A 12,784-nucleotide genomic window follows, 5' to 3' on the forward strand; every position below is an offset into this window, starting at 1 on the left:
GGGGCGTTGGCTCCGTGGAAAGCGGGTCCGGCGGGGCGGGCGTCGTTTACTCGACGACCCGGGGTACCAGATAGAGGCCGTTCTCGACGGCCGGCGCACAGCGCTGGAAGCGCTCGCGCTGATCGGTCTCGGTGACCTCGTCGGCGCGCAGGCGCTGGGTGGCGTCCAGCGGATGGGCGAGCGGCGCGACGCCGTCGGTTTCCACGGCCTGGAGACGGTCGACCATTTCCAGGATCCGGCTCAGGTCGTCCACGTAACCTGCGGCCTCGTGATCGTCGAGCCCCAGGCGGGCGAGGTGGGCGGCCCGCCGTACGTCTTCGGGTTCAAGCGCCATAACGTCGGCTTCCTTCAGTGCGATGGCAATGCGTGTCGACCGCGGACGGGCGGCCACGGTCGACGGGTGTCGTGAAATAGGCGAAACGGTACCACAACTCCGTGTGACGGGCATCTTGCTTGCCGCCTTGTCCCCGCGATGATACCGTTTGCGTCCGCACAGGGTTCCGGTCTGGACTAGGTGAAAGACTTCCATGTTTAAACGTTTGAGGGGGCTGTTCTCCAGCGATCTGTCGATCGATCTGGGGACCGCCAACACACTGATTTATGTTCGCGGTCGCGGCATCGTTCTCGACGAGCCCTCGGTGGTAGCGATTCGCCAGTCGGGCAACATGCGCAGCGTGGCCGCCGTGGGCGTCGACGCCAAGCGCATGCTGGGCCGCACCCCGGGCAACATCACCGCGATTCGGCCGATGAAGGATGGCGTGATCGCCGACTTCACCGTCACCGAGCAGATGCTCCAGCATTTCATCCGCAAGGTTCACCAGAGTACCTTCCTGACCCCGAGCCCGCGTGTACTGGTCTGCGTGCCCTGCATGTCGACTCAGGTCGAGCGACGCGCCATCAAGGAGTCCGCCGAGGGCGCCGGTGCCCGCGAGGTATTCCTGATCGAGGAGCCCATGGCGGCGGCGATCGGCGCCGGCCTGCCGGTCGAGGAGGCGCAGGGCTCGATGGTCGTCGACGTCGGCGGCGGCACCTCCGAGATCGCCATCATCTCGCTCAACGGCGTGGTCTATTCAGAGTCGATCCGCGTCGGCGGCGACCGCTTCGACGAGGCGATCATCGCCTATGTGCGCCGTCACTACGGCAGCCTGATCGGTGAAGCCACCGCCGAGCGCATCAAGGAAGAGATCGGTTGCGCCTATCCCGGCGGCGAGCTGCGCGAGATCGACGTGCGCGGTCGTAACCTGGCCGAGGGCATCCCGCGCAGCTTCACCCTCAACTCCCACGAGATCCTCGACGCCTTGCAGGACCCGCTGGCGTCGATCGTTGCCGCGGTCAAGAGTGCCCTCGAGCAGTCGCCCCCCGAACTCGCCTCCGACATCGCCGAGCGCGGTCTGGTGCTGACCGGCGGTGGTGCCCTGTTGCGTGACATCGACAAGCTGATCGCCGAGGAGACCGGCCTGCCGGTGATCGTCGCCGAGGATCCGCTGACCTGCGTGGCGCGCGGTGGCGGCAAGGCGCTGGAAATGATCGACCAGCACACCTTCGAGCTGCTCTCCAGCGATTGAACGGACGGCGCCGGCGCGGCGTCGTTTCGCGTTTGCAGCGCGCCGTTGCGGCGCGTCTCGGGTTCTTGGCCAGTTCGCAGGGAGTCGTTCTATCAAACCGCTGTTCTCGCAGGGTCCCGCACCCGGCTACCGCATGCTGCTGTGCGCCTTCATCGCCTTCGCGTTGATGTTCGCCGAGCATCGCCTGCCGCGCGTCGCGGAACTGCGGGCGCACCTGTCGACCGTGGTCACGCCGGTGCAGTGGCTGGTCAGCCTGCCCAGCGACGCGCTGTCCTGGGGGGCGCTGGTGGTCTCGGATCAGTCGCGCCTGGTCGACGAGAACCGGCGCCTGCGCCAGCAACTGCTGACCATGTCCCACCGGGTCCAGCGCATGGCCAGCCTGACCGCCGAGAACGTGCGCCTGCGCGAGCTGCTCGATGCCGCCCAGCGTCGTGAGGTCCCCTACATCACCGCCGAACTGTTGTCGCTGGATTCGGACCCCTTTACCCATCAGATGGTCATCGACCGCGGTCGCAGCGACGGCGCCTACGTCGGCCAGCCGGTGATGGACGCGTCGGGGCTGATCGGCCAGGTGATCGCCGTATCGGCGTATACCAGCCGGGTGCTGATGGTCGCCGATGCCAGTCACGCGGTGCCCGTGCAGGTCAACCGCAATGGCCTGCGCTTCATCGTCCAGGGCACCGGCAGCTACGATGTGCTCGACGTGCTGCACGTGCCCGATACCGCCGATATCCGCCCCGGCGACCTGCTGGTCACCTCCGGCCTGGCCGGGCGCTTTCCGGAAGGTTACCCGGTCGCGCGGGTTCGCGACGTGGTGCACGACCCGGGCGCGCCGTTCGCCCAGGTGACCGCCGAGCCGGTGGCCCAGCCGGAACGCTCCCGGCATTTCCTGCTGCTGTTTCCGCCGCCGCGACCCACGCGGATTCCCGTCAGCGATACCGCCCGTCATGCCGCCGAGCGGGTCAGCGGCATGACGGCGGGCGAGGAGGCGCCATGATCGGTTCGCTGCGCGGCCTGATGATGATCTGGACGACCCTGGTGCTGGCCCTGTGCCTGCAGGTCATGCCGTTGCCCGATGCCTGGCTGGTCTGGCGGCCCGACTGGCTGGGGCTGATGCTGGTCTACTGGTGCGTGGTGGCGCCGCAGCGCGTGGGCGTCTTCTACGGCTTCCTGTGCGGGCTGCTGCTCGATCTGCTCGAGGGCGCGCCACTGGGGCAGAACGCCCTGGTGCTGTCGTTGCTCACCTATCTGGCGCTGCTGGTCTACCAGCGGATGCGCGCCTATGCGCTGATTCAGCAGGCGGTGCTGGTGTTCATCATCCTGGGGATCGCGCAACTGCTCGAGCAGTGGCTGAGAACCATCTTCGGGCCCTTCGCCATCAACCTGGTCTTCCTGCTGCCGGCGCTGATCGGCGCCGTGCTCTGGCCCTGGCTGTTCACCATGCTGCAGATGCTGCGGCGGCGTCTCGGCGTGACCTGACACGCCGGCCTGGCGTCGGCGCATCCGCAATCCGAGGAGGGATTTCCATGCCACCCGTTCTGCGCCTGGCCTCGGCGTCCCCGCGCCGTCGCGAACTGCTCGCCTCGATCGGCGTCGACGTCGAGGTGGCGCCGGTCGACGTCGACGAGACGCCGCGGTCCGGCGAGCCGCCCGCCGACTACGTCGCCCGCCTGGCTCGTGCCAAGGCCGAGGCCGGCGGCGTCGGTACCCGACTGCCGACCCTGGGCTCGGATACCGCGGTGGTGGTGGCCGGGCGCATCCTCGGCAAGCCCCGCGATCGTCGGCATGCCGGCGAGATGCTCGCTGCTCTGAGCGGGGGTTGGCACGAGGTGCTCACCGCCGTGGCGGTCAGCGGGCCGAGCGGGATGCTCGAGGCCTGCGTGACGACGCGGGTCGCCATGCGCGCCATCGGCGAGGCGGAGATGGCCGCCTACTGGGCCACCGGGGAGCCCGCTGACAAGGCGGGGGGCTACGCCATCCAGGGTCACGCGGCGATCTTCGTCGAACGCATCGAGGGCAGCCATTCGGCGGTGGTCGGGCTGCCGCTGTTCGAGACCGCCGAGTTGCTTGAGCGTCAGGGCATCGCGTTGTGGCCGACGCCGCGCCCGGCTGTGTCATAATCGCGAGCAAAGCCTTCTTCACAAGGATCGGTGCATGAGCGGCGAGGTACTCATCAACCTGACCCCGATGGAAACCCGCGTGGCGGTGGTTGAGAACGGGGTGCTGCAGGAAGCCTTCATCGAGCGCAGCCGACGCCGCGGTATCGTCGGCAACATCTACAAGGGCCGGGTGGCGAGGGTCCTGCCCGGGATGCAGGCCGCCTTCATCGACATCGGTCTCGAGCGTGCGGCGTTCATCCACGCCAACGAGGTGATGCCGCCCAACACCCCGGCCGACGAGCAGGTCTCGATCAGCCAGTTGCTGCACCAGGGCCAGCCGCTGGTCGTGCAGGTCACCAAGGATCCGATCGGTTCCAAGGGCGCGCGCCTGACCACGCATCTCTCGGTGCCGTCGCGCTACCTGGTCTACATGCCCGATTCGCCCCACACCGGGGTCTCCCAGCGCATCGAGGACGACGCCGAGCGCGAGCGGTTGCGGGCGCTGGTCGAGACCTGTCTGGACGAATTCGATCAGGGCGTGCCGGGGGGCTTCATCATCCGCACCGCCGCCGAAGGGGTGGGGAGCGAGGAACTGCTCACCGACATGCAGTTCCTGCGGCGCCTGTGGCGCAAGGTCGAGGAGCGCAAGGTCACCGCGGCGGCACCCAGTCGCATCTACGACGACCTGCCGCTGTTCATCCGCACCCTGCGCGACGTGATGCGCGACGACATCGAGAAGGTGCGCATCGACTCCCGCGAGAACTATCACAAGTTGATCGAGTTCGCCGAGGAGTTCATGCCCGATGTCGTCGAGCGCATCGAGTACTACCCCGGCGAGCGGCCGATCTTCGATCTGTTCAGTGTCGAGGACGAGATCCACAAGGCGCTGGGGCGCAAGGTCCAGCTCAAGTCCGGCGGCTATCTGGTGATCGACCAGACCGAGGCGATGACCACCATCGACGTCAACACCGGCGGCTACGTGGGGCATCGCAACCTCGAGGAGACGATCTTCAAGACCAATCTCGAGGCGGCCACGGCGATCGCCCGGCAGCTGCGGCTGCGCAATCTCGGCGGGATCATCATCATCGACTTCATCGACATGGAGGACAGCGAGCACCAGCGCCAGGTGCTGCGCGTGCTCGAGAAGTCGCTGGAGCGCGACCATGCCAAGAACAAGCTGACCGGCGTCACCGAGCTGGGCCTGGTCCAGCTGACCCGCAAGCGTACCCGCGAGAGCCTCGAGCAGACGCTGTGCGAACCCTGCCCGACCTGCCAGGGGCGGGGCACGCTGAAGACGCCGGAGACGGTCTGCTACGAGATCTTTCGCGAGATCCTGCGCGAGGAACGCGCCTACAGTCCCGAGACCTACATGGTGCTGGCCTCCCAGGCGGTGGTCGATCGGCTGCTCGACGAGGAGTCCGCCGCGGTCGCCGACCTGGAGATCTTCATCGGCAAGACCATCCGCTTCCAGGTCGAGACGCACTACTCCCAGGAGCAGTACGACATCGTGCTGATGTAAGCCCATGAACCCGATCCGAGTCACGCTGCGCTGGGTGTTGACGCTGCTGGCGATCCTGCTGGTGATCGCCGCGCTGGGCATGAGCGGCCTGCGCCTGGCGATGACCCAGCTCGACGCCGTGCGCGACCGGGTGGAAGCCGCCCTGGCCCGCCAGTTTTCCGCCAATCTGGACCTGCGCCGTTTCACCGGCGAGATGCAGCGCCTGGATCCGCGCCTGAGCCTCGACGAGCTGCAGATCACGGTGCCGTCGGGCAAGTCGACGTTACCCCTGTTGTCGCTCGGCCACGCCGATCTGCGCCTCGATACGCTGGCCTCGCTGCGCGCCCGCCAGCCGGTCATCGGTCAGGCCCACGTCGACGAGCTCACCCTGCACCTCTATCAGAACGCCCAGGGCGACTGGGCGTGGCCGGGGCGTGCCAAGGACCCCGCCTCGATGATGCAGGGCGGGTTCGACCTGAATCGGCTCGACGCCTGGGTGGGGCTGTTGCTGCAGCAGCGGGTGGCGGTGGACGACGTGCGTCTGGTCCTGCACGGCCTCGACGACAGCCTGACGCTGGTCGCCCCGCAGTTGCTGATCGCCGGCGGGGCGCAGCGGGCCCACATCGAAGGCCAGTGGTATGTCGAAGGCCAGCCCGAGCGCGTGCTCTCGGCGGTCCTCGAGGTGCTGCCGGGCTCGCGGGGGCTCGGCGACTTCAGTGCGGCACTGCAGGCGAAGATGGATCTGTCGAGCCTCGACCGCCTCGGCCAGCTGCTCACCCGGCATCGGGCGGTGCGCCTCGACCGCATCGCGGGGGAGGCCGAGCTCTGGGCACGCTGGCGACACGCGAGGATCGCCGACGCCCGACTCGCGGTCACGGTACCGCAGCTCAGCCTCGGCGGGGACGGCGGCAGCGTCGAGCTGCACGATATCGGCGCGCGGGCCCAGTGGCTGCGCAACGACGACGGCGAGGGCTGGCGTGCCTGGGTCAATGCGCTGTCGGTCAGCGATGCGACAGGGCCCTCGCCGCTGCCGTCGCGCCTGGAACTTGCCGGGCAGGGCAGTGACTGGTGGCTGCGCAGCGGGGCGTTCTCGCTGGACGCCCTGGCCACCCTGGGCGAGCGCCTGCCGCTTCCCGAGGAGGTCGACCGGGCCCTGCAACGGGCCAACCCCCGTGGCCAGGTGAGCGGCCTGCAGGTGGGGCAGCGGGACGGTGCCTGGCAGGCGCGCGTCGCCTTGCGCGGTGCCGCCCTCGACCCCTGGCAGGATGCGCCGGGCGGTGGGCCCGTCGACGCCTGGGTCGTCGCCGACGGTCAGCAAGGGCACGTCGATTTCGTCGGCGGCGACGGGGTGTCCCTGCATTTTCCCGATATCTACGGGGATCCCATGACACTCGATGCCGCCAGCGGCCGGGTCGACTGGTCGCTGGCCGAGCGGCAGCCGCGGGTGACCGGCAAGGATCTCCACGCGCAATGGCGCGGAGCGCCGGTCGACGGCAGCTTCGAACTGACAATCCCGGGTGACAACGCCGACCGGCGACCGGGACGCTTCGTCCTCGACCTGGCGATGCGCGACGTCGACGCCCGTGACACGCCCCTGGCGCAGTGGTTGCCGATGAAGGCCTTCGATGACCCGGACCTGCGCGAATGGCTGTCCCGCGACATCACTGGCCTCGTTCCGCGCGGCACGCTGCATCTCGAGCAGACCCTCGACAAGGAGGCGATGAGCGATGACGGCGGGGGCAGCGATGACGGCAGCGACGATCTGGGCAAGCGGACCCGACTCAGGCTGTCGCTCGACATCGAGCAGGGCAAGCTGCCCTACGAGGCGGGCTGGCCGCCCCTGGAGAACCTCAGCGGGCACCTCGACATGGTCGACGACACACTCGATGCCACGGTCGATCACGCCGAAACCCGCGGGCTGGTCACCGAGGGCGCCACGGTCGCGATGGCCGACGACCGGCTGAGCATCGAGGGGCCGGTGCGGGGCTCCACCCAGGCGCTGCTGCAATTCCTGAGCGCGGCGCCCATCGACGGCACCGACGCCTTTGCCGACTGGCGCAGCGAGGGGCGCGTCGCCGGCCGGCTGTCACTCGGCGTGACGCTGGACACCCCGAAAAACGTCGAAACGCCGGTGGACGTCGATGTCACGGCGAGCGTCGAGGCGCCGAGCCTGCGCCTGCCGCAATCCGACCTCGCCCTCTACGACGTCAACGGCGATCTGCGTTATCGGCACGATCCCCAGGCTGCCGAAAGCGATACCCTGACCGGCCAGCTCGGCGCCCGGGTCTTCGACGGGCCGTTGCTTGCCGACTTCGACGTCGGCGGCAAGGGTGTGACCTTCGAGGGGCGGGCGCTGGCCCGGGGGCTGCTCGAGTGGGGCGGTGTCGGCCAGCTCAGCGGCCTGCTCAGCGGCTACTTCCCCTATTCGGCCAACCTCGACCTCACCGGCGAATCGCCGCATCTGAGCCTCGACAGCGATCTCCAGGGGCTGGGCATTCAGCTGCCGGCACCGTTCGGCAAGGCGCCGGCGGCTCGCGTGCCTTTCCATCTCGAGGCCGCGACCGGCGCGCGCAGCGTGCAGGCCCGCCTGGCCGACCGGCTGCGCCTGCGCTGGCGCTCGCTGGGCCCCGAGACCGGGCAGGGTCAGGTGTGGCTCGAGCAGTGGCCGGATCCGTTGCCGGCCTGGCCGGGGTCGAGCGGCTGGCAGGTCGCGTGGCGAACGCCGCGTCTCGCCCTGGAGGCCTGGCAGACGGCGCTGTCCGGTGTCGCGCCTGGCGGCTCGTCGGGCAAGGACGCGTCGGCCAAGCCGGCCTCCGGCTCGTCGATGGCCGAGCTGCGCCGCGTCACCCTGACGACCCCCTGCCTGGCCTTCGACGACCGTTGCCTGGGCGATCTCGTCGCCAACGCCACGCGGCTGCCCGCCGACGGCTGGCAACTGGCGCTGGCGGGGGCGCTGGTCGAGGGCCAGGCCACGTACCGGCCGCGCAGCCCTCGTCCGATCGACGTTCAACTGCAAACGCTGCATCTCGACGACCTGACCCCCGCAGCGGCCGAGCCCCAGCTCGGCAGCGAGATCGCCACGACCAGCGAACCGCGGCCGGTGGCCTTGCCCGGAGGGTTGAACCAGTTGCCCGACGGGCATGTCAGAGTCGATACGATCACCCGCCACGGGCAGCGCCTGGGACCCCTCGAGGCCAGCTGGGAGGCGACGCCGGAGCGGTTGCGGGTCGCGCCGCTGTCGATGACGCTGGGCGAGATCACCGGCCAGGGCGAGGTGGTCTGGGAGGCGTCGGGCGCCGGTTCCAGCCTGACCCGCTCGCGGTTGACGATCGAGGGCGGTGATCTGGGCAGCGCCCTCGAGCGTCTCGATCAGCCGGTGGCGGTGCGCTCGACGCGGACCCGGGTGCAGTCGCAGCTCGCCTGGCCGGGGGCGCCCTGGCAGTTCGCCCTGGAGCGCTCGCGGGGCAGCATCCAGGCGAGGCTCGACGACGGGCGTTTCGTCACCCTGGATTCCCCCTCGGCGCGCCTGGTCGGCCTGCTCAACGTCGACAACCTGCTGCGTCGGCTGCGCCTGGATTTCTCCGACGTGACCGAGCAGGGCACGGCCTTCGACAGTGTCAAGGGCGATGCCACACTGTATGGTGGACGCCTGGAAACGCGCGGGCCGGTGGCGATCGATGGCGCCTCCACGCAGTTCAGCCTCGACGGCAGCGTCGACCTGATGGCCCGCGAGCTGGACCTCAAGCTGGGCGTCACCGTGCCGGTCAGCCAGAACCTGCCGCTGGCCGCGGTACTCGCCGGGGCCCCCTATGTCGGCGGCGCGCTGTTCCTGGCCGACAAGCTGTTCGGTGGCTGGCTCGACAAGGTCACGAGAATTTACTATCGCGTGCAGGGTCCCTGGACCTCGCCGCGCATCACTCTGGAAGACGCCGAATGACGCAACTGTCCCATTCGCCTCTCGACGAGGCCATCACCACCCTGCTCGCCCCCGGCGGACTCGATGCCCAGGCACTCGAACCCGGCTTGGAGCATGCGCTCGGGCCCGGTGTCGACTATGCCGATCTCTACTTCCAGCGCAGCTGGCAGGAAAGCTGGGTGCTCGAGGATGGCGAGGTCAAGGACGCCAGCTTCAACATCGACGGCGGTGTGGGGGTGCGCGCCCTGGCCGGCGAGAAGACCGGCTTCGCCTTCTCCAACCAGATCACCGCGGAAGCCCTGGCCGAGGCCGGGCGCACCGCGGCCGGGATCGCCCGCGGCGGTTCGCGGCTCGAGCGGGTGGCGGTGAGCTCGACGTCGGCGTCGGCGCGTTATGCCGGCGTCGACCCGCTCACCGGGCTGACCCCCGAGGAGAAGATCGCCCTGCTCAAGCAGGCCGATCGCGTGGCGCGTGCCGCCGACCCCAGCGTGGCGCAGGTCAGTGCCTCGCTCAGCGGGGTGCACGAAGTCGTGCTGGTGCGGGCCAGCGACGGCACCCTGGCGGCGGACATCCGCCCGTTGGTGCGCTTCAACGTCAGCGTCATCGCCATCCGCAATGGCCGCCGCGAGCGCGGCAGCGCCGGTGGCGGCGGACGTTACGCGATGTCGCGGCTGCGCGACGACAACGTCGCCGAGCGCTACGCCAAGGAGGCCGTGCGCCAGGCGCTGGTCAATCTCGACGCCGTGGATGCCCCGGCCGGGCAGATGCCGGTGGTGCTGGGCGCCGGCTGGCCGGGCATCCTGCTCCACGAGGCGGTGGGCCACGGTCTCGAGGGCGACTTCAATCGCAAGGGCAGTTCGGCCTTCGCGGGACGCATCGGCGAGCGCGTCGCGGCGCCGGGCGTCACGGTGGTCGACGACGCCACGCTCGCCGATCGGCGCGGTTCGCTGTCGATCGACGACGAGGGCACGCCCGGCGCCTACACGCCGCTGATCGAGGACGGCATCCTCACCGGCTACATGCAGGACAAGCTCAACGCCCGCTTGATGGGCATGGCCCCGACCGGCAATGCCCGGCGCGAGTCCTACGCCCACATGCCCATGCCGCGCATGACCAACACCTACATGCTGGCCGGCCGCGACGAGCCCGACGAGATCATCAAGAGCGTCAAGCGCGGGCTCTACGCGGTGAGTTTCGGCGGCGGACAGGTCGACATCACGTCCGGCAAGTTCGTGTTCTCGGCCAGCGAGGCCTATCTGATCGAGGATGGCCGGATCACCGCCCCGGTGAAGGGCGCGACGTTGATCGGCAACGGCCCCGAGGCGATGGGCCGGGTATCGATGGTCGGCCACGACATGGCGCTGGATACCGGCATCGGGGTCTGCGGCAAGGAAGGGCAGGGCGTGCCGGTGGGCGTGGGCCAGCCGACGCTCAAGCTGGATGAGCTGACCGTCGGCGGCACGCAATCATGAACTGGACGTGCCTGCGCGTCGCCCATCCGGCGTTGGAAATCGACTCGGCCTGCTCATTTACGGCCTGTAAACTCCGCGGCCTCGTCGATTTCCGCCTTGCCTGGGCGCCGCTCGGCGACGTCTCTGCGACAGAGTGAGAGTGAAAAGACCGGGGACGCCGGGTGAGCCTACATCCCAGCCGTCTCGCGAATCAGCTTGAAGAGCTTGCGGGCGCTGGTCGGCGGCTTGTCGCGCTGGCGTTCGCTGCGGGCGTTGCGGATCAGCTGGCGCAGCGCCTGGCGGTCGACGTCGGGATACTCGGCGATGAACGCCTCGAGGTCGTCGCTGTCGCCCTCGATCAACTGGTCGCGCCAGCGTTCCAGGCGGTGGAAGGCGTGATCGCGGCGCAGCGCTTCCCGGTCGATGGCGTCGAAGGTGGCCTGGATGCCGTCGAGGTCCTCGCGGCGCATCAGCTTGCCGACGTACTGCATGTGGCGGCGGCGACCTTCGTGAGAGCGGATGCGGGCGGTCTCCTCGACCGCGGCGAGCATGTCCTCGGACAGCGGCAGGCGGTCGCGCTGGCCCTCCGGCAGGGCGATGATCCGTTCGCCGAGTTCCTGCAGCGCCTGCATCTCGCGCTTGCGCTGGGACTTGCTCGGCCGTTGTGGTGAGTCGTCGGGCGACTCGATCGAATCGAAAGACATGCCATTTCCATCAGCATTGAAAGGTTGGCGCAGTATACCAGCCAACCCGGTAACAAGGAGATCAGGATGACTCAGGCCTTCGATGCCGCAGCGCAGCAGACGCTGCTGGAGTCTCGCGTGGCCGACGCCCTCGACCAGGCCCGGCAGGCGGGCGCCGACGCCTGCGAGGTGGGCGCCAGCGTCGATCAGGGCGTCGAGATCAGCGTGCGGTTGGGCGATGTCGAGTCCGTGGAGCTGTCACGCGACCAGGGGTTCGCCGTCACCGTCTATCTGGGGCAGCGCAAGGGCAGCGCCTCGTCGTCCGACGCCTCCGAGGAGTCGATCCGCGCGGCGGTCGAGAAGGCGATGGCCATCGCCCGGCATACCGGCGAGGACCCGGCATCGGGGCTGGCCGATGCCGAGCTGATGGCCCGCGAGTTGCCGGATCTCGAGGTCCACCACCCCTGGAATCTGTCCACCGAGGAGGCGATCGAGCTGGCGCTGGCCTGCGAGAGCGCGGGGCGTGACGTCGAGGGGATCGAGAACTCCGAGGGGGCGAGCTTCTCCAGCGGCGAGGGCGTGCGGGTCTACGGCAACAGCCATGGTTTCCTGGGCAGCCAGCGCGGCAGCCGTCATTCGCTGTCCTGCGTGCTGATCGCCCGCGACGCGCGCGGCATGCAGCGCGACTACGACTACACCAGCGAGCGCGACCCGGCGCGCCTGGCATCGCCCGAGACGGTCGGCCGGCGTGCCGCCGAACGCACCCTGCGTCGGCTGGGGGCCGGTCGCCCGCTTACCGGGCGGTTGCCGGTACTGTTCGCGCCCGAGGTCGCCGGGGGCCTGATCGGGCACTTCCTCAACGCCATTGCCGGTGGCGCGCTGTACCGCGATGCGTCCTTCCTGTGCGACAGCCTGGGCGAGCCGCTGTTTCCCGAGTGGTTCACGCTGGTGGAGCGTCCCCGCGAAGTGGGCGGCATGGCGAGCAGCGCCTTCGACAACGACGGGGTCTATACCCGCGACAACGTCTTCGTCGATCGCGGCAAGGTGGCCAGCTACATGCTCTCGGCCTACAGCGCGCGGCGGCTGGGCATGACTACCACCGGCAACGCCGGCGGGGCGCGCAACATTCGTCTCGAGGCGCCGCTGACCGCCCATGACGACCTGCTCGCCCGGATGGGCACCGGCGTGCTGGTCACCGAGCTGATGGGGCAGGGCGTCAATGGCGTCACCGGCGATTATTCACGCGGCGCGGCGGGGTTCTGGGTCGAGAACGGGCGTATCCAGCACCCGGTGGAGGAGTTCACCATCGCCGGCAACCTGCGCGACATGTTCGCCAGCCTGCAGGGACTGGGCGACGACATCGACACCCGCGGCAGCGTGCATACCGGGAGCTGGTTGATCGGCGAGATGACCGTCGCCGGCGATTGAACCGCCGGGCCACGGCCGCGGGCGTCATGCTGATGGCTCGTGGCTCAGAGGGCGTTTACAAATTAGGCGAGCGAAGGCAAGACAAGGCAAAATCGACCGAAAAAAGGACCGGGCTGGCGTGCCAGTTCACACGGGGTAAATGAG

10 protein-coding genes are annotated in these 12,784 nt (G+C 69.2%); 8 read left to right on the forward strand and 2 right to left on the reverse strand.

The window, feature by feature from the left end:
* Positions 1-46: 46 nt before the first annotated feature.
* A complete protein-coding gene (gatC, locus tag KGR00_RS05100) occupies positions 47-334 on the reverse strand; it encodes an Asp-tRNA(Asn)/Glu-tRNA(Gln) amidotransferase subunit GatC (protein WP_129141879.1) in 288 nt (95 codons plus the stop codon).
* A 193-nt stretch (positions 335-527) separates the two neighbouring features.
* Between gatC and KGR00_RS05105 the strand changes: the two genes are divergently transcribed.
* The 7 genes from KGR00_RS05105 (at position 528) to tldD (ending at position 10,550) form a co-directional block, all read left to right on the forward strand.
* The gene (locus KGR00_RS05105) at positions 528-1,565 is read left to right on the forward strand and encodes a rod shape-determining protein (RefSeq protein WP_129141880.1); all 1,038 of its coding nucleotides are present in this window, start codon (positions 528-530) and stop codon (positions 1,563-1,565) included.
* Positions 1,566-1,656: 91 nt separating this feature from the next.
* Positions 1,657-2,562, forward strand: a complete 906-nt coding sequence (mreC, locus tag KGR00_RS05110) for a rod shape-determining protein MreC (protein ID WP_224419807.1) — start codon at positions 1,657-1,659, stop codon at positions 2,560-2,562.
* Positions 2,559-3,044, forward strand: a complete 486-nt coding sequence (mreD, locus tag KGR00_RS05115) for a rod shape-determining protein MreD (protein ID WP_224417406.1) — start codon at positions 2,559-2,561, stop codon at positions 3,042-3,044. Before mreC ends, mreD begins: the two co-directional genes overlap by 4 nt.
* 47 nt (positions 3,045-3,091) lie before the next feature.
* Positions 3,092-3,685, forward strand: coding sequence for a Maf family protein (locus KGR00_RS05120; protein ID WP_224417405.1), 594 nt, complete (start codon positions 3,092-3,094; stop codon positions 3,683-3,685).
* A gap of 34 nt (positions 3,686-3,719) precedes the next feature.
* Positions 3,720-5,183, forward strand: a complete 1,464-nt coding sequence (rng, locus tag KGR00_RS05125; RefSeq protein WP_224417404.1) for a ribonuclease G — start codon at positions 3,720-3,722, stop codon at positions 5,181-5,183.
* Between the two features lie 4 nt (positions 5,184-5,187).
* Entirely contained in the window at positions 5,188-9,099 is a 3,912-nt protein-coding gene (locus KGR00_RS05130; RefSeq protein WP_224417403.1) for an AsmA-like C-terminal region-containing protein, read from the forward strand.
* Positions 9,096-10,550, forward strand: coding sequence for a metalloprotease TldD (gene tldD / locus KGR00_RS05135; protein ID WP_224417402.1), 1,455 nt, complete (start codon positions 9,096-9,098; stop codon positions 10,548-10,550). Before KGR00_RS05130 ends, tldD begins: the two co-directional genes overlap by 4 nt.
* Positions 10,551-10,717: 167 nt before the next feature.
* On the opposite strand, the gene yjgA is transcribed toward tldD, so the two are convergent.
* On the reverse strand, positions 10,718-11,233 hold the full coding sequence (gene yjgA / locus KGR00_RS05140; RefSeq protein ID WP_129141887.1) for a ribosome biogenesis factor YjgA: 516 nt from the start codon (positions 11,231-11,233) through the stop codon (positions 10,718-10,720).
* Positions 11,234-11,299: 66 nt separating this feature from the next.
* Between yjgA and pmbA the strand changes: the two genes are divergently transcribed.
* Positions 11,300-12,640: a metalloprotease PmbA gene (pmbA, locus tag KGR00_RS05145; protein ID WP_224417401.1), complete on the forward strand. Its 1,341-nt coding sequence runs from the start codon at positions 11,300-11,302 to the stop codon at positions 12,638-12,640.
* Positions 12,641-12,784 lie beyond the last annotated feature (144 nt).

The organism is Modicisalibacter sp. MOD 31.J (assembly GCF_020147985.1).
GTDB lineage: Bacteria > Pseudomonadota > Gammaproteobacteria > Pseudomonadales > Halomonadaceae > Modicisalibacter > Modicisalibacter coralii.

Excerpts from the sequence above, each read along its gene's own strand:
- gatC (WP_129141879.1), bottom strand. The coding sequence starts at position 334 with ATGGCGCTTGAACCCGAAGACGTACGGCGGGCCGCCCACCTCGCCCGC.
- KGR00_RS05105 (WP_129141880.1), top strand. The coding sequence starts at position 528 with ATGTTTAAACGTTTGAGGGGGCTGTTCTCCAGCGATCTGTCGATCGAT.
- mreD (WP_224417406.1), top strand. The coding sequence starts at position 2,559 with ATGATCGGTTCGCTGCGCGGCCTGATGATGATCTGGACGACCCTGGTG.
- KGR00_RS05120 (WP_224417405.1), top strand. The coding sequence starts at position 3,092 with ATGCCACCCGTTCTGCGCCTGGCCTCGGCGTCCCCGCGCCGTCGCGAA.
- rng (WP_224417404.1), top strand. The coding sequence starts at position 3,720 with ATGAGCGGCGAGGTACTCATCAACCTGACCCCGATGGAAACCCGCGTG.
- KGR00_RS05130 (WP_224417403.1), top strand. The coding sequence starts at position 5,188 with ATGAACCCGATCCGAGTCACGCTGCGCTGGGTGTTGACGCTGCTGGCG.
- tldD (WP_224417402.1), top strand. The coding sequence starts at position 9,096 with ATGACGCAACTGTCCCATTCGCCTCTCGACGAGGCCATCACCACCCTG.
- yjgA (WP_129141887.1), bottom strand. The coding sequence starts at position 11,233 with ATGTCTTTCGATTCGATCGAGTCGCCCGACGACTCACCACAACGGCCG.
- pmbA (WP_224417401.1), top strand. The coding sequence starts at position 11,300 with ATGACTCAGGCCTTCGATGCCGCAGCGCAGCAGACGCTGCTGGAGTCT.